General features: G+C 71.7%; 16 protein-coding genes. 12 read left to right on the top strand and 4 right to left on the bottom strand.

Translation table 11 applies throughout. The annotated features are described in order from the left end of the window. Nucleotides 1–185 precede the first annotated feature (185 nt). The 3 genes from ACZ5WK_RS30315 (at nucleotide 186) to ACZ5WK_RS30305 (ending at nucleotide 4,499) form a co-directional block, all read left to right on the top strand. Complete coding sequence (locus ACZ5WK_RS30315) at nucleotides 186–1,679, top strand: gamma-aminobutyraldehyde dehydrogenase (protein WP_465552072.1); 1,494 nt, start codon at nucleotides 186–188, stop codon at nucleotides 1,677–1,679. A gap of 194 nt (nucleotides 1,680–1,873) precedes the next feature. Further along, nucleotides 1,874–3,232 carry an aminotransferase class III-fold pyridoxal phosphate-dependent enzyme gene (locus tag ACZ5WK_RS30310; RefSeq protein ID WP_465552070.1) on the top strand — a complete coding sequence of 453 codons (1,359 nt, stop codon included), beginning with the start codon at nucleotides 1,874–1,876 and terminating at the stop codon, nucleotides 3,230–3,232. Nucleotides 3,233–3,299: 67 nt separating this feature from the next. Further along, nucleotides 3,300–4,499: a polyamine ABC transporter substrate-binding protein gene (locus tag ACZ5WK_RS30305; protein WP_465552068.1), complete on the top strand. Its 1,200-nt coding sequence runs from the start codon at nucleotides 3,300–3,302 to the stop codon at nucleotides 4,497–4,499. Nucleotides 4,500–4,584: 85 nt separating this feature from the next. Here the strand turns inward: ACZ5WK_RS30305 and ACZ5WK_RS30300 are convergent, their stop codons facing one another. Further along, entirely contained in the window at nucleotides 4,585–6,237 is a 1,653-nt protein-coding gene (locus tag ACZ5WK_RS30300; protein ID WP_396325963.1) for a PucR family transcriptional regulator, read from the bottom strand. Nucleotides 6,238–6,680: 443 nt separating this feature from the next. On the opposite strand from ACZ5WK_RS30300, the gene ACZ5WK_RS30295 reads away from it, so the two are divergent. The 9 genes from ACZ5WK_RS30295 to ACZ5WK_RS30255 all read left to right on the top strand — a co-directional run bounded on the left by ACZ5WK_RS30295 (nucleotide 6,681) and on the right by ACZ5WK_RS30255 (nucleotide 17,089). After that, nucleotides 6,681–8,192: a gamma-aminobutyraldehyde dehydrogenase gene (locus ACZ5WK_RS30295; protein ID WP_465552066.1), complete on the top strand. Its 1,512-nt coding sequence runs from the start codon at nucleotides 6,681–6,683 to the stop codon at nucleotides 8,190–8,192. A gap of 55 nt (nucleotides 8,193–8,247) precedes the next feature. After that, nucleotides 8,248–9,501 carry an ABC transporter substrate-binding protein gene (locus ACZ5WK_RS30290; RefSeq protein WP_465552064.1) on the top strand — a complete coding sequence of 418 codons (1,254 nt, stop codon included), beginning with the start codon at nucleotides 8,248–8,250 and terminating at the stop codon, nucleotides 9,499–9,501. A 41-nt stretch (nucleotides 9,502–9,542) separates the two neighbouring features. Continuing rightward, nucleotides 9,543–10,685, top strand: coding sequence for an ABC transporter ATP-binding protein (locus ACZ5WK_RS30285; RefSeq protein WP_465552062.1), 1,143 nt, complete (start codon nucleotides 9,543–9,545; stop codon nucleotides 10,683–10,685). Next, nucleotides 10,682–11,626, top strand: coding sequence for an ABC transporter permease (locus tag ACZ5WK_RS30280; RefSeq protein ID WP_396325967.1), 945 nt, complete (start codon nucleotides 10,682–10,684; stop codon nucleotides 11,624–11,626). The genes ACZ5WK_RS30285 and ACZ5WK_RS30280 overlap by 4 nt, the downstream gene beginning before the upstream one ends. After that, entirely contained in the window at nucleotides 11,626–12,429 is an 804-nt protein-coding gene (locus ACZ5WK_RS30275) for an ABC transporter permease (protein ID WP_465552060.1), read from the top strand. Before ACZ5WK_RS30280 ends, ACZ5WK_RS30275 begins: the two co-directional genes overlap by 1 nt. A gap of 80 nt (nucleotides 12,430–12,509) precedes the next feature. Continuing rightward, nucleotides 12,510–13,904 (top strand): NAD(P)/FAD-dependent oxidoreductase, encoded by a 1,395-nt coding sequence (locus tag ACZ5WK_RS30270; RefSeq protein ID WP_465552058.1) that lies wholly within the window; start codon nucleotides 12,510–12,512, stop codon nucleotides 13,902–13,904. A gap of 152 nt (nucleotides 13,905–14,056) precedes the next feature. Further along, nucleotides 14,057–14,488: a bifunctional DNA primase/polymerase gene (locus ACZ5WK_RS30265; protein WP_465552056.1), complete on the top strand. Its 432-nt coding sequence runs from the start codon at nucleotides 14,057–14,059 to the stop codon at nucleotides 14,486–14,488. A gap of 85 nt (nucleotides 14,489–14,573) precedes the next feature. Further along, nucleotides 14,574–15,356 carry a hypothetical protein gene (locus ACZ5WK_RS30260; protein ID WP_465552054.1) on the top strand — a complete coding sequence of 261 codons (783 nt, stop codon included), beginning with the start codon at nucleotides 14,574–14,576 and terminating at the stop codon, nucleotides 15,354–15,356. A 209-nt stretch (nucleotides 15,357–15,565) separates the two neighbouring features. Beyond that, nucleotides 15,566–17,089 carry a CoA-acylating methylmalonate-semialdehyde dehydrogenase gene (locus tag ACZ5WK_RS30255; protein WP_465552052.1) on the top strand — a complete coding sequence of 508 codons (1,524 nt, stop codon included), beginning with the start codon at nucleotides 15,566–15,568 and terminating at the stop codon, nucleotides 17,087–17,089. A gap of 74 nt (nucleotides 17,090–17,163) precedes the next feature. Here the strand turns inward: ACZ5WK_RS30255 and ACZ5WK_RS30250 are convergent, their stop codons facing one another. Genes ACZ5WK_RS30250 through ACZ5WK_RS30240 form a run of 3 tightly spaced genes read right to left on the bottom strand, consistent with a single transcriptional unit; the run spans nucleotide 17,164 to nucleotide 19,383 of the window. After that, nucleotides 17,164–17,808, bottom strand: coding sequence for a TetR/AcrR family transcriptional regulator (locus ACZ5WK_RS30250; protein WP_465552050.1), 645 nt, complete (start codon nucleotides 17,806–17,808; stop codon nucleotides 17,164–17,166). A 52-nt stretch (nucleotides 17,809–17,860) separates the two neighbouring features. Continuing rightward, nucleotides 17,861–18,595, bottom strand: a complete 735-nt coding sequence (locus ACZ5WK_RS30245) for a DUF4166 domain-containing protein (protein WP_465552048.1) — start codon at nucleotides 18,593–18,595, stop codon at nucleotides 17,861–17,863. Beyond that, the gene (locus tag ACZ5WK_RS30240) at nucleotides 18,592–19,383 is read right to left on the bottom strand and encodes a hypothetical protein (RefSeq protein ID WP_465552046.1); all 792 of its coding nucleotides are present in this window, start codon (nucleotides 19,381–19,383) and stop codon (nucleotides 18,592–18,594) included. The genes ACZ5WK_RS30245 and ACZ5WK_RS30240 overlap by 4 nt, the downstream gene beginning before the upstream one ends. Nucleotides 19,384–19,614: the final 231 nt, after the last annotated feature.

Here is a 19,614-nt window from a genome sequence, read left to right as displayed (position 1 = left end):
GGAAATCCCATGCGGATTTCATCGTGATATCCGAGTTGGCCTGTCGATAACCGCAGCCGTGCGGCTACCCTGGCCCGGTACGCGCGCAGCTTCGCAGCGCAGCGGGCGTACCCCCAACCAGTGGACCGTGCCGCTTCCGGCCCGGCCACTCGGCACCCTTCGTCCGGCGGACCCGCCGACGTACCATGGCGCCGGAATCTGCAACGCCGCAGGCCCAGACCGAGGAGAGACCCGTGAGCGACCTTCGCACGCTGCGCAACTACATCAACGGTGAGTTCGTCGATGCGGCGGACGGCCGCACGCTCGACATCGTGGACCCCACCACCGGCGAGGTCTACGCGACGTCCCCGCTCTCGGGCGCCTCCGACGTCGACGCCGCCATGGCCTCCGCCGCCGCGGCCTTCCCGGTCTGGCGCGACGCCACCCCGAGCACCCGGCAGAAGCTGCTCCTCAAGATTGCGGACGCGGTCGAGGCGCGTGCCGACGAGATCGTCGACGTCGAGGTGCGCAACACCGGCAAGCCCCGCGCGCTGACCCTCTCCGAGGAGATCGGCCCGATGGTGGACCAGATCCGCTTCTTCGCCGGCGCCGCGCGCCTGCTGGAGGGCAAGGCCGCCGGTGAGTACATGGACGGGATGACCTCGATCATCCGCCGCGAGCCGGTCGGCGTCTGCGCCCAGGTCGCGCCGTGGAACTACCCGATGATGATGGCCGTCTGGAAGTTCGCCCCGGCCATCGCCGCCGGCAACACCGTCGTGCTGAAGCCCTCCGACACCACCCCGGCCTCCACCGTGCTGCTCGCCGAGATCATCGGCGGCGTGCTCAAGGAGCTGGACCTGCCGGCCGGCGTCTTCAACGTGATCTGCGGCGACCGCGAGACCGGCAAGGCCATGGTCGAGCACCCCACCCCGGCGATGGCCTCCATCACCGGCTCGGTGCGCGCCGGCATCTCGGTCGCCGAGTCCGCCTCCAAGGACGTCAAGCGCGTCCACCTGGAGCTGGGCGGCAAGGCCCCGGTCGTGGTCTTCCAGGACGCCGACATCGCCGAGGCGGTCGAGGGCATCTCGGTGGCCGGCTTCTTCAACGCGGGCCAGGACTGCACCGCCGCCACCCGCGTGCTGGTGCACGAGTCGATCCACGACGCCTTCGTCGAGGCGCTGGCCAAGGCCGCGGCCGAGACCAAGACCGGTGGCGTGGACGACGAGGACGTGCTCTACGGCCCGCTGAACAACGCCAACCAGCTGCAGCAGGTCACCGGCTTCATCGAGCGCCTGCCCGCGCACGCCAAGGTCGAGGCCGGTGGCCACCGGGTCGGCGACAAGGGCTACTTCTACGCCCCGACCGTCGTCTCCGGCCTGAACCAGGACGACGAGATCATCCAGAACGAGGTCTTCGGCCCGGTCATCACCGTGCAGAAGTTCTCCGACGAGGACCAGGCCGTCGACTACGCCAACGGCGTGGAGTACGCGCTGGCCTCCTCGGTGTGGACCAAGGACCACGCCCGGGCGATGCGGATGTCGCGCCGGCTGGACTTCGGCTGCGTCTGGATCAACACCCACATCCCGCTGGTCGCCGAGATGCCGCACGGTGGCTTCAAGAAGTCCGGCTACGGCAAGGACCTCTCCTCCTACGGCTTCGAGGACTACACCCGCGTGAAGCACGTCATGACGGCGATCTGAACAGGATCCGCACGGCGGTCCGAGCCGCGTTCTGAGCCGCGCGCCGAGCCGCGTTCTGAGTGATCGTGTGATCTGACAATGGGCCCGGGTCTCTGTGACCCGGGCCCTGTGTCTTGTCACCCTGTCGGCCGTTCGCGTGACCGCCTGACAAGATGAACCTGCATTTCACGGCCGTGACTCCCTAGCCTTACCGCATGAGCATCCCCACCGCTGACTCAGCTGCCGGCCAGGCCGTCAAGGCCGCCGACCGCGCGCACGTCTTCCACTCGTGGTCCGCCCAGGCACTGATCGACCCCCTCGCGGTGGCCGGCGCCGAGGGCTCCTACTTCTGGGACTACGAGGGCAACCGCTACCTGGACTTCTCCTCGCAGCTGGTGAACACCAACATCGGGCACCAGCACCCGAAGGTGGTCGCGGCGATCCAGGAGCAGGCCGCGAAGCTCTGCACCATCGCGCCCGGCTTCGCCGTCGAGGCCCGCAGCGAGGCGGCGCGGCTGATCGCCGAGCGCACCCCCGGCGACCTGGACAAGATCTTCTTCACCAACGGTGGCGCCGAGGCCGTCGAGAACGCCATCCGGATGGCCCGGCTGCACACCGGCCGGCAGAAGATCATGTCGACCTACCGCTCGTACCACGGCGCCACCGCCAACGCGATCGCCCTCACCGGTGACCCGCGCCGCTGGGCCAACGAGACCGGCGTCTCCGGTGTGGTCCATTTCTGGGGCCCGTACGCCTACCGTTCCCCGTTCCACGCCGAGAACGAGGCGCAGGAGTGCGAGCGCGCGCTGCGGCACCTGGAGGAGATGATCGCCTTCGAGGGGCCGGGCACCGTCGCGGCGATCATCCTGGAGACGGTGGTCGGCACCGCCGGGATCCTGATCCCGCCGCAGGGCTACCTGGCCGGGGTGCGGGAGATCTGCGACCGGTACGGGATCGTCTTCATCCTGGACGAGGTGATGGCCGGGTTCGGCCGCACCGGCGCCTGGTTCGCCGCCGATCACTGGGGCGTCACGCCGGACCTCATGACCTTCGCCAAGGGCGTCAACTCGGGCTACGTCCCGCTGGGCGGCGTGGCCATCAACGCCGAGATCGCCGCGACCTTCGCCGAGCGGCCGTTCCCCGGCGGGCTCACCTACTCCGGCCACCCGCTGGCCTGCGCCTCGGCCGTCGCGACCATCAACGTGATGGGGGAGGAGGGCATCGTCGAGAACGCGAAGCACATCGGCGAGAACGTGCTCGGCCCCGGCCTGCGCGAGCTGGCCGAGCGCCACCCCTCGATCGGCGAGGTGCGCGGCCTCGGCGTGTTCTGGGCGTTGGACCTGGTCAGGGACCGCACCACCCGCGAGCCGCTGGTGCCGTACAACGCCGCCGGCGCGGCCAACGCGCCGATGGCCGAGCTGGCCGCGGCCTGCAAGCAGCGCGGGCTCTGGCCGTTCGTCAACATGAACCGGTTCCACGTCGTCCCGCCGTGCACCGTCACCGAGGAGGAGGCCAAGGCCGGCCTCGCGGTGCTCGACGAGGTGCTGTCGCTCACCGACGCACACACTGTCTGACCTACCGACAGGACGGCCCCGGGTTGCCCGTGCGCCCGGGGCCGTCCCATGCCCCGGAGGCCCCACCATGTCCAGCACCACCCTCACCCGCCGCCCGGCCGGCCGCCGTCGGCCGACCCGCCGCAGCGTGCTCGGCACCGCCGGGCTGCTCGGCCTCGGCACGCTGACCGGTTGCGGCATCCCGTCCGCGTACGTCGCCGAGGACCGCCGCTCCGCCCCCGACCGCTCGGAGCGCGAGCAGCGGCTGGCCTTCTCCAACTGGACGCAGTACATCGACACCGACGACGAGGGCGGGCGCCCCACCCTCGACGCGTTCACCGAGCGGACCGGGATCAAGGTCACCTACACCGAGGACATCAACGACAACGACGAGTTCTTCGGCAAGATCGGCCCGGTGCTCACCCAGGGCACCGACCCCGGCCGCGACCTGATGGTGGTCAGCGACTGGATGGCCGGGCGGTACGTCTCGCTCGGCTGGGTGCAGACCATGGACCGGGCCAACCTGCCCAACGTCACGGCCCAGTTGGACCCGCAGCTGGCCGGCCCGGCGTTCGACCCCGGGCGCCGGCGCAGCGTGCCGTGGCAGTCCGGGATCACCGGCATCGCCTACAACCGCAAGGAGCTCGGCCGGGAGATCAAGTCCACCGCGGACCTCTGGGCGCCCGACCTCAAGGGCCGGGTCACCCTGTTCGCCGGGCTGGACGAGGCGCTCGGGCTGCTGATGCTCGCGCACGGGGCCGACCTCGCGGCCTTCACCGAGGACGACGCGCACCGGGCGATGGACGTGGTGCAGAAGATGGTCGACGCCCGGCACATCCGCCGCTTCACCGGCAACGACTACACCAGCGACCTGGCCTCCGGCGCCGCGCTGGCCTGCCAGGCGTACTCCGGCGACGCCGTCCAACTCACCGCGGAGAACCCGGACATCGCGTTCGTGGTGCCGGAGGAGGGCGGCGAACTCTGGGCGGAGAGCCTGCTGATCCCCAACCGCGCCGGGCACAAGCGGAACGCCGAGCTGCTGATCGACCACTACTACCGGCCCGAGGTGGCCGCCGAACTGGCCGCCGCCGTGCAGTACATCTGCCCGGTGCCGGCCGCCCGCGAGGTGCTGGCGGCCAGCGGGGACAAGGAGAAGGCCGAGCTGGCGGAGCACCCGCTGGTCTTCCCGACCGAGGAGATGCGGGCCCGGCTGCACACCATGCGCGACGTCACCTCGGCCGAGCGGCCCGGTCTGCACAAGGTCTGGGGGCGCATCACCGGGGTCTGACCCTCGGCGACGCCTCACCGGGGTCCGGCCCCCGGCGATGCCTCATCTGGGTCCGGCCCCCGCGACGCGTCACCGGGGCCGGCCCTCACCTGCGTACCGCGTCCAGGGCGAGCAGCGCGACGTGCAGGGAGAGGCAGGACTCCACCTGGTCGAGGTCGACGCCGAGGATCCGCTCGACCTTGTGCAGCCGGTCGTAGAAGGACGGCCGGGACAGGTGCGCGGCGTCGGCCGCCGCGGACTTGTTCCGGCCCTGCTCCAGGTAGATCCGCAGCATCTGCACCAACTGGGCGTTGTGCTCGGCGTCGTAGGCGAGCAGCGGGCCCAGCTCCCGCTCCACGTAGGTCTGCAGCCGGGCGTCGTCACGCAGCAGGTGCAGCAGGCCGCGCAGCCGGACGTCGGGCAGCCGGTAGTAGGCGGCGGCCCGGCCGCCGGGTGCGTCGTGCAGGGCGGCGTCGGCGACCTGGGTGGCCTCCAGCAGGGTGCGGCGGGCGTCGCGGACGGAGCCGACCGAGGAGCCGACGGCGACCACCGGGGCCGGGGCGGGCGCGGCGTCCCGGTGGGCCTCCGCGTTCAGCCGGCGCAGCGCCGCGGCGAAGGCGTCCAGCGCGGCGTGCTCGTCCTGCTGGGTGCCGAGCGCGATCAGTACGCCCACGCCCTCGTCGTCCAGCGCGCCGACCAGGGCGGAGAGCCGGCAGACGCGGACGGCGCTCGCCGCCAGCTCGGTGAAGTCGCGCAGCCGGGCCTGCGCCTCCAGCGCGGCCGGGATCGGCCCGCGGCGCTGGCGCAGCACCACCCCGACCAGCCGCCGGCCGTCCAGCGGCACGCCGAGCGCCTGGGCGCGCAGCGCCACCTCGGACACGGTCAGCGCGTGGGTCAGGATGCCGGAGAGCAGCGTGCGGTGGGTCTGCCGCTCCAGGCTCTCCCGGTCGCGGACCACCAGCCGGTTGAGCGCCAGCGCGGAGGCCCCGCGCTCCAGCAGCATGGTGTGGGGGTGGGTGCCGCCCTCCGGCAGCGGCCCCGGGTCCTGCACCAGGACGAGCCGGCCCCAGTCCTGGCCGCGCGCTCCGACGGTGGTCACCAGCCAGCCGCTGCGCGGGTCGTGGCCGGTCCGCCCGGCCGGGCGGACCCCGCGCGAGCGGCGCTCCCAGTCCTCCAGCAGCTCGGTCTCGGGCCGGCCGGCGGTGTCGTGCGCGAGCACCTGGTGGGCGAGGTTCTCCAGGACGACGGGCCCGCCGGCCATCCGGGCCACCTGGCGGACCACCTCGGCCGGTTCGGCGCCCTCCACCACCAGCTCGTTGAAGACCTGGTGGACCGCCTCGGAGATGCGCAGCTGCTCCAGTTGGGCGTTGACCACCAGGGCGTGCACGGCCTCGGTGACGGCGACGAAGCGCAGCTCGCGGCGGAGTGCGATCAGCGGCAGGCCGCGCTGCTCGGCGGCGTGCACCAGGGCGCGCGGCAGTGAGTCGAAGTACCGTCTTCCGAACTCGATGACCAGTCCGGCCACCCCCACCTCGTCCAGCTCGCGCACGTACTGCGCCAGGCCCTCGCGGTGCTCGGGCAGGGCGATGCCGGTGGTCAGCACCAGTTCGCCGCCCTGGAGCACGCCGGCGACGTCGGGCAGTTCGCTGACGTGGACCCAGCGGACCGGGCGCTCAAGATGGCCGGCGCCGGCGACGACCTGGGGGAGGCCGCGCCGCATCACCTCCAGGTCGAGCACACGGGCGACGGTGGGGAGCATCGCGGGCCTCCAGGGTTCAGAGTGTCAGGTAAATCATCCCTCGCGGCGACGATCTGTTGCCCTGCCCGAACCCTTCCACCCTGTAAGGCCCTTTGCGCCGCGCTTGTCGCAGTGACCCTTGTCACGCGCGGGCGGCACCGGGCATGGTCAGCGGGTCGGCTGTGGCGAAACACGACATCACCGCCGGAATCCGTCGCGTAACCAGAAAGCAACAGCGGAATCCCTTGTCGAGGTAACGCAGTGCTGTCAGGATCGCGCTCCTCGGTGATCAACCGGACCGGATTCCCCCGTACCCGGGGCGCGGCGACTCGACCAGTCGTACGACGCCGGTACGGGCCCCGTGCCCGCCGGCACGGGCAGCATGACGGGGATCAGCCGATCGGCAGGCCGTACGGGCAGTCGACGCGCAGGCCGCCGAACCACCGGGCACTTGGAGGAACCAGATGGACCTGACCGACTTCGGGGCAGGCGCGCAGTACATCGCGGGCCGGCAGAGCCGGGGGAGCGGCGAGCCCTTCCAGGTCGTCAACCCGGCCGACGGCAGCGTCGTCGAGCAGGTCGCCCTGGCCTCCACCGAGCAGGTCGACGCCGCCGTGGCCGCCGCCCGGGCCGCGCTGCCCGAGTGGGCCGGCGCCACCCCGGGCGCCCGCTCCGAGGCGCTGACCCGGCTGGCCGCCGTCCTCACCGACGCCGCCGCCGACCTCGCCGCGGTGGAGACCGCGCAGACCGGCAAGCCGGTCAAGCTCGCCACCGAGTTCGACGTCCCCGGCACCATCGACAACACCGCCTTCTTCGCCGGGGCCGCCCGCAGCCTGGAGGGCAAGGCGGCCGGCGAGTACTCCGGCGACCACACCTCGTACGTGCGGCGCGAGCCGATCGGCGTGGTCGGTTCGATCTCGCCGTGGAACTACCCGCTGCAGATGGCCGCCTGGAAGATCCTCCCGGCCATCGCGGCGGGCAACACCATCGTCCTCAAGCCGGCCGAGCTGACCCCGCTGACCTCGCTGATGTTCGCCCGGGCCTGCACCGCGGCCGGCATCCCGGACGGCGTGGTCAACGTCGTCACCGGCGCAGGGCGCACCGCGGGCGAGCACCTGGTCTCCCACCCGGACGTCGCGATGGTCTCCTTCACCGGCTCCACCCCGGTCGGCCGGCGGGTCGCCGAACTCGCCACCGCGAGCGTCAAGCGCACCCACCTGGAGCTCGGCGGCAAGGCCCCGTTCGTGGTCTTCGACGACGCGGACCTGGACGCCGCCGTGCACGGCGCGGTCGCCGCCTCCCTGATCAACGGCGGCCAGGACTGCACCGCCGCGACCCGTGCCTATGTGCAGCGCCCGCTCTACGAGGCCTTCGTGGCCGGCGTCGCCGAGCTGTACGGCGCGATCCGGCTCGGCGACCCGCTGAACCCGCGGACCGACCTGGGCCCGCTGGTCTCCTTCACCCACCGCGACCGGGTGGCCGGCTTCGTCGAGCGCGCCCGCTCGTACGCGACCGTGGTGACCGGCGGCCACGCCCCCGCGAAGGGCCACGACGGCACCGACCTCACCCGCGGCGCCTACTACGCGCCCACCCTGGTCACCGGCGCCGCCCAGGACAGCGAGATCGTCCAGGGCGAGATCTTCGGCCCGGTGCTGGTCGTGCTGCCATTCGACGGCGACGACGAGGGCCTGCGACTGGCTAACGACACCCCGTACGGCCTGGCCGCCTCGGCCTGGACCAGCAACATCCACCGCTCGCTGCGGGCCACCCGGGAGATCGCGGCCGGCTGCGTCTGGGTCAACGACCACATCCCGATCATCAGCGAGATGCCGCACGGCGGCTACAAGTCCTCCGGCTACGGCAAGGACATGTCGCAGTACTCGCTGGACGAGTACACCCAGGTCAAGCACGTCATGTTCGACACCACCGCGGTCGCCCGCAAGGACTGGCACCGCACCGTCTTCGGAGACAGATAACCCTCAGTCAGGGGCGCCCCCCACCGCCCCGACCTCTCCCCAGGAGGCCCGTTCCATGGCGTTCAACGAGCTCACCGACGGTCTGTCGGAACCGGTCCGCAAGGCCTGGGAACGCAGTCTGACCAGCGGCCGGGCCGCCCTCAGCCGGCGGACCGTGCTGCGCGCCGCCGCCCTCACCGCCGGCGCGGGCAGCCTGGCGGCCTGCGGCATCCCGCCCGCGAAGACTGCCGCAACCGGTGACTCCACCGCGAACGCCGCCAAGGACCTCTCGGACAGCGAGAAGGAGGTGAACTTCTCCAACTGGCCGCTCTACGTCGACACCGACGAGGCGGACAAGGAGAAGCACGGCACGCTGGAGGCCTTCACCGCCGCGACCGGGATCAAGGTCAGGTACACCGAGGACGTCAACGACAACGTCGAGTTCTTCGGCAAGGTCAAGCCGCAGCTCGCGGCCGGCCAGGACACCGGCCGGGACCTGATGGTGCTCACCGACTGGATGGCCGCCCGGCTGATCCGGCTCGGCTGGGCGCAGAAGCTCGACCCGGCCAACGTCACCACCGCCATCACCACCATCGAGTCCCGCTTCCGCGCTCCCGACTGGGACCCGGGCCGGCTCTACAGCTACCCGTGGGCCGGCATCCAGACGGTGGTCGCCTACAACAGGAAGGCCACCAAGGGGAAGGAGGTCACCAGCATCGCGCAGCTGCTGGAGGACCCGGACCTCAAGGGCCGGGTCACCTTCCTCTCCGAGATGCGCGACACCGTCGGAATGACCCTGCTGGACATGGGCAAGGACCCGGCGAAGTTCACCGCCGACGACTACGACGCGGCGATCGCCCGGCTGCAGAAGGCCGTGGACAACAAGCAGATCCGCCGCTTCACCGGCAACGACTACGGCCAGGAACTCTCCTCCGGCGACATCGCGGCCTGCGTCGCCTGGGGCGGCGACCTGATCCAGTTGCGGGCCGACAACCCGGACATCGAGTTCGTGATCCCGGAGAAGGGCTTCGTCACCGCGACGGACAACATGCTCGTCCCGGCCAAGGCACAGCACAAGGCCAACGCCGAGAAGCTGATCGACTTCTACTATCAGCCCAAGATCGCGGCGCAGCTGGTCGCGGGCATCGGCTACGTCTCCGCCGTCACCGGGATGCAGGAGGAACTGGCCGCCCTCGCCCCGGACAGCGCGGCCAACCCGCTGGTCGTCCCCACCCCCGAGATGGCGGCCAAGGCGCACGTCTTCCGGAGCCTCACCGAGACCGAGGAGAGCGGCTTCGAGGAGAAGTTCTCCAAGCTCATCGGCGCCTGACCCCCACTGACGGCAGAGAAACCAGAGAGACACCACCACCCATGACAGAGCAGCAGCGCTCGGCGGCCACCGGCGGCGACGTCCGCCTCACCGGCATCGGCAAGACCTACGGCTCCTTCACCGCCGTCCACCCGCTCGACCTGACCGTCCCGCAGGGCTCCTTCTTCGCCCTGCTCGGCGCCTCCGGCTGCGGCAAGACCACCACCCTGCGGATGATCGCCGGACTGGAGGAGCCCACCAGCGGCACCGTCCTGATCGGCGGCCAGGACGTCACCGCCCTCCCCCCGTACAAGCGGCCGGTGAACACCGTCTTCCAGAGCTACGCGCTCTTCCCGCACCTCGACATCTTCGAGAACGTCGCCTTCGGCCTGCGCCGGCGCGGCCGCAAGGACGTCAAGAAGCAGGTCGACGAGATGCTGGAACTGGTCGAACTCGGCCAGTACGCCCGGCGCAAGCCGCACCAGCTCTCCGGCGGCCAGCAGCAGCGCGTCGCCGTCGCCCGCGCGCTGATCAACCACCCGCAGGTCCTGCTCCTGGACGAGCCGCTCGGCGCCCTCGACCTCAAGCTCCGCCGCCAGATGCAGCTGGAGCTCAAGCGGATCCAGACCGAGGTCGGCATCACCTTCGTCCACGTCACCCACGACCAGGAGGAGGCCATGACCATGGCCGACACCATCGCGGTGATGAACGGCGGCCGGGTCGAACAACTCGGCGCGCCCGCCGACCTCTACGAGAACCCCGCCACCACCTTCGTGGCCAACTTCCTCGGCCAGTCCAACCTGCTGCCCGCCGAGGTCACCGGCAGCGAGGGCGACGACCTGCTGCTCACCGCCGGCGGCATCCGGCTCGCCGTCCCGAAGGCCCGCTGCGCCACCGAGGCGAAGAAGGTCCACCTCGGCGTGCGGCCGGAGAAGATCACCATCGAGCACACCTCCGCCGAGGTCGCCGAGGGCCGCAACCGGCTGGCCGGAACCGTGGTCGACTCCAGCTTCATCGGCGTCTCCACCCAGTACCTGGTGCGCACCGACGGCGGCCAGGAGGTCACCGTCTTCGAGCAGAACATGGAGCGCGACGCCCGGATCGTCCCCGGCGCACCGGTCGTCCTGCACTGGAACCCGGCGCACTCCTTCGCCCTGGACGCCGCGCAGGCGATCGACGCGGGCACCGGGGAGGAGGCGGCATGACCACCACCACCCCGGCGGCACCGCCGCAGGCGATACCGCCCGACGGCGGCCCGCTCCCCGGAGCCGCCCCGAAGCAGAAGCGCCGGCTCACCCCGTACTGGCTGCTGCTGCCCGGCATCGCCTGGCTGGTCGTCTTCTTCGCGGTGCCGATGGTCTACCAGGGCTCCACCTCCCTGCAGACCGGCTCGCTGGAGGACGGGTTCCGCGTCACCTGGCACTTCGCCACCTACTGGGACGCCCTGGTCGAGTACCGCTGGCACTTCGTCCGCTCGTTCGGCTACGCCGCCACCGCGACCGTGATGTGCCTGGCCATCGGCTACCCGCTCGCGTACACGATCGCCTTCAAGGCGAGCAAGCGCTGGCGCAACGTCATCCTGATCCTGGTGATCGCGCCGTTCTTCACCAGCTTCCTGATCCGGACGCTGGCCTGGAAGACGATCCTCTCGGACGGCGGCCCGGTGGTCGGCGTGCTCAACACGCTGCACGTCCTGGACGTCACCAGCGCGATCGGCCTCACCTCCGGCGACCGGGTGCTGGCCACACCGCTCGCCGTGGTCTGCGGCCTCACCTACAACTTCCTGCCGTTCATGATCCTGCCGCTGTACACCTCGCTGGAGCGGATCGACCCGCGCCTGCACGAGGCGGCCGGCGACCTCTACGCCCGCCCGTTCACGACCTTCCGCAAGGTGACGTTCCCGATCTCGCTGCCCGGCGTGGTGGCGGGCACGCTGCTCACCTTCATCCCGGCGTCCGGCGACTACATCAACGCCCAGCTGCTGGGCTCGCCGAGCGAGCAGATGGTCGGCAACGGCATCCAGAAGCAGTTCCTGAACGTGCTCGACTACCCCACGGCGGCCGCGCTGAGCTTCATCCTGATGGCCCTGATCCTGGGCATGGTGACGGTCTACATGCGCAAGGCCGGGACGGAGGAACTGGTCTGATGTCCCGAGTGTTCACATGGATCCGCGCCCGCCTGGTGGTGCTGGCCGGCCTGCTGGCCCTGGCCTACCTGGTGCTGCCCAACCTGGTGGTCCTCGCCTTCTCGTTCAACAAGCCGGTCGGCAAGTTCAACTACGAGTGGTCCGAGTTCTCCACCGACGCCTGGACCGACCCCTGCGGCGTCGCCGACATGTGCCAGTCGCTCTCGCTGAGCCTCCAGGTCGCGGTGCTCGCCACCATCGGCGCCACCGTCCTCGGCACCATGGTCGCCTTCGCGCTGGCCCGCTACCGCTTCCGAGGCCGCTCCGCCACCACCGCGATGATCTTCCTGCCGATGGCCATGCCCGAGGTGGTGATGGCCGCCTCGCTCGGCACCCTCTTCCTCAACATGCGCATCCCCTTCGGCTTCACCACCATCCTCATCGCGCACATCATGTTCTGCCTCAGCTTCGTGGTGACGGCGGTCAAGGCGCGCGTGATGAGCATGGACCCGAGGCTCGAACAGGCCGCCCAGGACCTCTACGCCACCCCCGTCCAGACCTTCCTGAGGGTCACCCTGCCGCTCGCCGCCCCCGGCATCGCCGCCGGCGCGCTGCTCAGCTTCGCGCTCTCCTTCGACGACTTCATCATCACCCAGTTCAACTCGGGCCCGACCACGGTCACCTTCCCGATGTTCGTCTGGGGGGCCTCGCAGCGGGGCATCCCGGTGCAGGTGAACGTCATCGGCACCGCGATGTTCATCGCCGCCGTCGGGCTCACCGTGGCCGGCCAGTGGCTCGGCAACCGCCGCAAGGCCACGGCCTGACCGCCCGGGCCGCCTCCCGGGCTACCGTCGGGAGGCGGCCCCACCACCACCATCGATGTGCAGAAAGTGGCTGATAATGCATGGACTCCGCCCGCGCACTCAGTGACGCCAGGCCCACCCCGTTCTGGCTGGAGGACCCGGGCCGGCCGGAGGCGCTGTCCGCCCTGGTCGGCGACGTCAAGTGCGACCTGCTGGTCGTCGGCGGCGGCTACTCCGGCCTCTGGACCGCGCTCATCGCCAAGGAACGCGACCCCTCGCTCGACGTCGTCCTGGTCGAGGGCAACGAGGTGGGATGGGCCGCGTCCGGACGCAACGGCGGATTCTGCGCGGCCAGCCTGACCCACGGCTTCGGCAACGGCCTCCAGCGCTGGCCCGGCGAACTCGCCCAGCTGGAACGCCTCGGCGCGGCCAACCTGGACGGCATCGAGGCCACCCTCAAGCGGTACGGCATCGACGCCGAGTGGGAGCGCACCGGCGAGATCGACGTCGCCACCCAGCCCCACCAGGTCGAGGAACTGCACGAGATCGCCGAGGCCGTCACCGAGTACGGTCTCGACGTCACCGTCCTCGACGCCGACGCGCTGCGCGCCGAGGTCGACTCGCCGACCTTCCTCGGCGGGATCTGGGACAAGGAGGGCGTGGCGATGGTCCACCCCGCCAAGCTCGCCTGGGGCCTCAAGGACGCCTGCCTGGGCCAGGGCGTGCGGATCTTCGAGCACACCCGGGCCCTCGACCTGCGCGAGTACGGCAGCGGCATGGCCGTCCGCACCCCGTACGGGCGGGTCTTCGCCCGCCGCGTCGCGCTCGGCACCAACGTGTTCCCGTCCCTGGTCAAGCGGGTCCGTCCGTACGTCGTACCGGTGTACGACTACGCGCTGATGACCGAGCCGCTCAACGCCGAGCAGCTCGCCGCGATCGGCTGGCGCGGCCGCCAGGGGCTCGGCGACAGCGCCAACAAGTTCCACTACTTCCGGCTCTCCGCGGACAACCGGATCCTGTGGGGCGGCTACGACGCGGTCTACCACTACGGCGGGCGCGTCCGGCACGAGTACGACCAGCGGCCGGAGACCTTCCGGACCCTGGCCCACAACTTCTTCCGCTGCTTCCCCCAGCTGGAGGGGCTGCGCTTCACCCATGCCTGGGGCGGCGCGATCGACACCTGCAGCCGGTTCTCGGCGTTCTTCGACACCGCCCACCGGGGCCGGGTCGCCTACGCGACCGGCTACACCGGGCTCGGCGTCGGCGCCACCCGGTTCGGCGCCGAGGTGATGCTCGACCTGCTGGAGGGCGCCCGGACGGAGCGCACCTCACTGGAGATGGTGCGCAGCAAGCCGCTGCCGTTCCCGCCCGAGCCGGTCCGCTGGGCCGGGATCGAGATCACCACCCGCTCGCTCGACTACGCCGACCACCACGGCGGCCGGCGCAACCTCTGGCTGCGCACCCTCGACCGGATGGGGCTGGGCTTCGACAGCTGAGCCGTGGCTGAGCCGTTCGGATCACGTGATCCGGTACCTGTGTAAGAGAGACCCGCCGCCCGCCTCTTGTCGGTGACGGCGGGTCTCGGTTTCCCGTCGCGCCACGATGAGCAGCTACGACCGGTAGCGGGCTGAGAGACGGGGACAGGACCATGGAGAGCACCGGACTGCACTGGCTCGCCGAGGCGGCACCCGACCCGGAGGCCTTCCGGGAGCAGTGGGAACGCACCGGACTGGGCCTGATGCTGCTGCCCGCCGGCCGGCGCTGGGACGTCCTCTCGGTGCCGGGCCGGCTCGGCCGTCCCGTCCTCGAGATCCTGGACGGCCGCTCCTGCGGCCCGGTCCTCACCGACTTCGGCGGCGAGAGCGTCGGCTTCCTCGTCCCCGTCGGCACCGCCGCCCGCTGGGTCGGCACCGGCGTGCGCACCGCGGGAGACGGCACCTGGATCGTCGTCCCGCACCCCGCGCGGCGCAGCCGGGGCGTGCGCTGGCTCGTCCCGCCCGACGGGTCCGGGCGGCTCAACGACCCGGTCGTGCTGGAACTCGCCCTGCACGGGGCCGCCGCCAGGCTCACCGACTGGTGAGCGCAGTCCCGGGCCGGCAGCTCCCGTGGAGGAGGACGCCCGGCGCGTGGGCGCGCCGGGCGGGCGGCCGCGTCAGACTGGACGTGTGACCACCGTCCCCGACGCCGTCGACGCGTCCCTCCGCCCCGGCCCGGCGCAGCTGCGGCTCGCCGAGCTGGCCCGGCCCGTCTGCGACCGGCTCGGACTCGCCCTGGCCGGCGGGCACGCCCTGCGCGCGCACGGGGTGCCGGCCGGCGCCCAGGACGGGCTCACCCTGGTGACCAGCGGCGGCACCGACCTGCCGCAGGCCGCCGCGGAGCTGGCCGCCGCCTACCGCGCGGCCGGTGGCGGGGTCGCCGAACGCCCCGGCACGCCGCGCCTGGAACAGCTCTCCGTCCGGCTGACGCTCGGCGGGCGGACGCACACGGTGGAGCTGCGCAAGGAGCCGCTGGGCCACCGCCCGGTCCGCCTGGACCTCGGCGCACCGGAGGCGCCCTTGCCGATGACCGCCGTCGCCCTGGAGGACGCGGCCGCACTGACCACCGCACTGCTCGCCGACCGCGGTCTGCCGCGCGACCTGGTCGACGTGCACGCGCTGACCGCCTGGTACCGGGAGGGCGAGCTGCTCGCGCTGGCCGGCGCGCTGGACACGGACTTCCAGCCCACCGTCCTCGCCGACCGGCTGGAGACACTGGCCGACGCCGCCGACGGGCGGTACCGCGCCAGGGGCGTCGCCGGCAGCGCCGTCGACGGGCTGAAGCGGTGGGCGCTCGCCTGGGCACAGGACCTCCGGCTGGACCTGCTGGAGACGCTGGAGGCTCCGGACGGGCTGCACGACCCGTACCTGGAGGACGTCGAGGAGGAGGCCGCGGAGGCGGAGGAGCGCTGAGCTTCGCCCGTTCGGCCCAGCCGGCCTACGACCTGTAAGGCTGAATCCCCGATGCCCGTCAGCCTGTTCGTTGAGGCCGGGCACGACGCCCACCAGACTGGGTGGTGAGCGCGGTAGCCCCGTGATCCCGTCGCCCGGCCCACTCGCGGGCGGCGCCAGACAAGGGACCGACGGCAGGACGCCGCCCGGGACTTCGGAGGCAGACGGACTTGAGCAAGCACATCATCCACTGGATCGGCGGCGCGCCGGTCGCCACCGCCGGCACCGCTCCCCGCCGCGGTGACATCTTCGACCCGGCCACCGGCCAGGTCGCGGGCCACGTCGACTTCGCGGAGATCGCCGAGGTCGACCAGGCGGTGGCCGCCGCCGCGTCGGCCTTCGCCGAGTGGCGCAACGCCTCGGTGGCCAAGCGCAGCACCGTCCTCTTCAGCTTCCGCGAGCTGCTCAACGCCCGCCGCGACGAGCTGGCCGCGATCATCGTCTCCGAGCACGGCAAGGTGCACTCCGACGCGCTCGGCGAGATCGCCCGCGGCCTGGAGGTCGTCGAGTACGCCTGCGGCATCCCGCAGCTCCTCAAGGGCGGCTTCACCGAGCAGGCCTCCACCGGCATCGACGTCTACTCGATCCGACAGCCGCTCGGGCCGGTCGCGATCATCTCGCCGTTCAACTTCCCGGCCATGGTGCCGATGTGGTTCTTCCCGATCGCCATCGCGGCCGGCAACACCGTCGTGGTGAAGCCCTCCGAGAAGGACCCGTCGGCGGCCAACTTCCTCGCCGAGCTGTGGAAGGAGGCCGGCCTGCCGGACGGCGTCTTCAACGTCGTGCACGGTGACAAGGTCGCCGTCGACCGTCTGCTGGAGCACCCCGACATCAAGTCGGTCAGCTTCGTCGGCTCCACCCCGATCGCCCGGTACGTCTACGAGACCGGCACCCGCTACGGCAAGCGTGTCCAGGCGCTCGGTGGCGCCAAGAACCACATGCTCGTCCTGCCCGACGCCGACCTCGACCTCAGCGCCGACGCCGCCATCAACGCCGGCTTCGGCGCGGCCGGCGAGCGCTGCATGGCCATCTCGGTCCTGGTCGCGGTCGACCCGATCGGCGACGAGCTGGTCGAGAAGATCAAGCAGCGGATGTCCGGCCTGAAGGTCGGCCCCGGCTGCAACGGCGAGTCCGAGATGGGCCCGCTGGTCACCGGCCAGCACCGGGACAAGGTCACCTCCTACGTGGAGTCCGGCGTCGCCGACGGCGCGGAGCTCGCGGTCGACGGCCGCAAGCACCCGATCACCGCCGAGGACCGCAACGGCGCCCCGACGGCGGACGGCTTCTGGCTCGGCCCCACGCTGTTCGACCACGTGAAGCCCGGCATGTCCGTCTACAACGACGAGATCTTCGGCCCGGTGCTGTCCGTCGTGCGCGTCGCCTCCTACGAGGAGGGCGTCGCCCTCATCAACGCCAACCCGTACGGCAACGGCACCGCCATCTTCACCAACGACGGCGGCGCGGCCCGGCGCTTCCAGTACGAGGTCGAGGTCGGCATGGTCGGCATCAACGTGCCGATCCCCGTCCCGGTCGCCTACTACTCCTTCGGCGGCTGGAAGGCCTCCCTGTTCGGAGACACCCACGCGTACGGTCCGGACGGCGTGCAGTTCTTCACCCGCGGCAAGGCCGTCACCCAGCGCTGGCTCGACCCCTCGCACGGCGGCATCAACCTCGGCTTCCCGACCAACAGCTGAGCCCGCTTGGCTGCGGCCGCCGGCCGGACCCCTCTCCCCGGGGTCCGGCCGGCGGCCGTTCGCCGTTGCTGCGGCTACCGCGGCTCGCCGTTCCGGCCGACCTCGCGGCGCACCTTGGCGCGCACCGCCAGCGACACCACCGGACCGAGGCTGTCCACCACCTCGACCAGCACGCCCAGCCGGTCCAGCGCCGCGAACGCCCCGGTCGCCCCCTGCGGATCCACCCCTTCGTACAGCTCCAGCCCGACGAAGGCCGCCGCCACCGCGCGGGCCAGCCCCGGTAGATCGAGGAACTCGGCGAGGGGATGTCCCGCGTACAACCGCTCCAGAACGCGCTGGAGCTCGTCCGTCCACATCCGCAGCGCGTCGGCCGTCGCCTCCGTGAGCTGCGGATGGCCCGTGGCGCCGGCCAGGAACTGCCCGAGCAGGGCGACGTTTCCCGCCGCTCGCTCCTCCTCGTCGAGGTTCTGCCCGATGCTCAGCAGCTCGCGCAGCGAGCCCGCCGCCTCGAAGTGCGGCCGGTACCGGTCCAGCCGCAGCCCGGTCTCGCGCAGGGCGGCCGCGGCCAGCAGACCCTCCACCGTCTTGAAGTGGTAGAACACCAAGGCCTGGTTGACGCCGATCTCGGCGGCGATGGTGCGAGCCGAGACTCCCGAGATTCCCTGCCGTTTGAGCGCGCTGATGGCAGCTTCCATCAGCCGCTCGCGTGTGTCGCTCATGTGCGGCAGCGTAGCTGCCGCACCCGGCCATCCGGACGGCGGTTCCGACCACTCACGTGCGGACGGATTCCCGGACCGGCCGGACATGGTTCGGAATTCCCTCCGGGCCGATGAGCGGATATTCCGCGGTGAACCACCCCTGGTACCCCATCACCAGGCCGACCAGCGGGTTGACGACCCGGACCTCAATGCGGAACCGGCCGGCCTCCTCGTCGAACCACTCGTGCAGATCCGCCCGGCCCGTCAGCACGGCAGGCCAGCGCGGCGAACCGGGGAGCGCGGAGACCCGCTGCTCGCCCGAGGAGATCACCAGCCCGCCGCGCCCGGTGACCCGGACATGCAGGTCCACGGCGAGGTGCTGGTGCGTCCCCAGGAAGTCGACGACCGTCCCCGGCTGCGGTGCGGCCACCATCGTCGCGTCGAAGCGGCGGGGCCGGGTGAACTGGAACGTCCGGACGAAGGTGACGGTCTCCCTGCCGAAGCCGTCCCGGTAGGCGTAGTTGGCGATGGTGAACGGCACGTCGCGGCCGTGCTCCGGGAACAGGATGTTCTGCCGGCTCCCGAGCCGGAGCAGTGGGGCCAGCCACCGCGCCCCCTGCCGGATGCGCTCCATCCGGCCGGTGCCGATGCAGGCGACACCGTCCTGGGAGGAGAAGCCGAACCGCCGTTGCAGCTCGGGGTGCAGCCGGTCGAAGTCGGCCCCCAGCGCCCGCCGGAAGATCGACGGGCCTGCGCTCCCAGTCGTGGCGGTGGCGGTGGTGCGTGCTGAGGCTGCGGCGGTGGTCACGGCGTCTCCAGGGCGTTGAGCAGGCGGGGCCGGCGGGTGCTGAGGGCGGGGCCGCTCCGGTCCGGGCGTCTGGCACAGCGCCGGGCGGCGGGGGTGACGGGGGAGGGCGGCAGGAGAGCGGAGAGAAGGAGGACGGCCCCGCCGCAGGCCGTTCCCACGACCGGACCGGCCGCGGCGGCCGTCAGGAGCGCGGCAGCGACGGTGGTGCCCAGCCGCGCGCCGGTCTCGGCCACGGCATGCAGGCGCGCGCGCTCGGGCGGGATCCCGCGCTCGGCCCAGAGCCGCAGCCGGTCGAACGACCACGCGGTGAGCCATCCGACGACGGGCCGCACGAACCAGCGGTCCACCAGGGCACCACCGGGCCATCGCCAACTCCGGTAGTCGTAGCCCGTGACGAACCGGACGGTTCCGCCGGACGGTGACGCAGCAGGAACGTAGCGCCAGTAGCCGGAGCCCTCCTGTAGAGGGGAGAGCCCGTTGTCGGCGACGAACCGCAGCGCGCTGATCCGTGACCCGTCGGGCCGGCACCGCTCGGCCGTGGTGATCCCGGTGCCCGTGAGCGCCGGGCCGCCCGGTGGTCCGAGCCAGTAGCGGCGGATCGCGGCTGGGCGTTCCGCCCCTCCGCCCTCCTCTTCACGAGCCGAGGCTCCGTACCGGATCCGCGTGAAGCGTGCGTCCCACCTCTCGTGCTCGTGCGGTGTCTGGGTGAGATCCCAGAGCACGTCCATCGGTGCCCGGATCCGGGTCTCGACGTAGACCGGCCTGGTTGGCCGCCTGGTAGCAGGCATGACTCCCCCCGAGTGAGAGTTTGAGCGACTGCTCAACTTCGATGGGCGTCATGATGGCAGAGATTTGAGCGACCGCTCAAGAGGGGGTCGAGGCCGGCCGGCGTTTGCGTCGCCCTGTCGATCGGCGTAGTGTTCCCTAGTCGCTCGGCAGGGAGCACCGGACACGCATCGGCGCGGACGGTCCCGGGGCGGCCAATCCCTAGAAACACACTTCCCGGTTCGGGCTGGGTC

The organism is Kitasatospora sp. NPDC032757, assembly GCF_055579305.1.
The sequence above is the reverse complement of the archived record's forward strand: the minus strand, read 5'-3'. Positions and strand labels throughout refer to the sequence as shown.

Coding starts and splice junctions, on each gene's coding strand:
- ACZ5WK_RS30315 (WP_465552072.1), top strand. CDS start 186: ATGGCGCCGGAATCTGCAACGCCGCAGGCCCAGACCGAGGAGAGACCC.
- ACZ5WK_RS30310 (WP_465552070.1), top strand. CDS start 1,874: ATGAGCATCCCCACCGCTGACTCAGCTGCCGGCCAGGCCGTCAAGGCC.
- ACZ5WK_RS30305 (WP_465552068.1), top strand. CDS start 3,300: ATGTCCAGCACCACCCTCACCCGCCGCCCGGCCGGCCGCCGTCGGCCG.
- ACZ5WK_RS30300 (WP_396325963.1), bottom strand. CDS start 6,237: ATGCTCCCCACCGTCGCCCGTGTGCTCGACCTGGAGGTGATGCGGCGC.
- ACZ5WK_RS30295 (WP_465552066.1), top strand. CDS start 6,681: ATGGACCTGACCGACTTCGGGGCAGGCGCGCAGTACATCGCGGGCCGG.
- ACZ5WK_RS30290 (WP_465552064.1), top strand. CDS start 8,248: ATGGCGTTCAACGAGCTCACCGACGGTCTGTCGGAACCGGTCCGCAAG.
- ACZ5WK_RS30285 (WP_465552062.1), top strand. CDS start 9,543: ATGACAGAGCAGCAGCGCTCGGCGGCCACCGGCGGCGACGTCCGCCTC.
- ACZ5WK_RS30280 (WP_396325967.1), top strand. CDS start 10,682: ATGACCACCACCACCCCGGCGGCACCGCCGCAGGCGATACCGCCCGAC.
- ACZ5WK_RS30275 (WP_465552060.1), top strand. CDS start 11,626: ATGTCCCGAGTGTTCACATGGATCCGCGCCCGCCTGGTGGTGCTGGCC.
- ACZ5WK_RS30270 (WP_465552058.1), top strand. CDS start 12,510: ATGGACTCCGCCCGCGCACTCAGTGACGCCAGGCCCACCCCGTTCTGG.
- ACZ5WK_RS30265 (WP_465552056.1), top strand. CDS start 14,057: ATGGAGAGCACCGGACTGCACTGGCTCGCCGAGGCGGCACCCGACCCG.
- ACZ5WK_RS30250 (WP_465552050.1), bottom strand. CDS start 17,808: ATGAGCGACACACGCGAGCGGCTGATGGAAGCTGCCATCAGCGCGCTC.
- ACZ5WK_RS30240 (WP_465552046.1), bottom strand. CDS start 19,383: ATGCCTGCTACCAGGCGGCCAACCAGGCCGGTCTACGTCGAGACCCGG.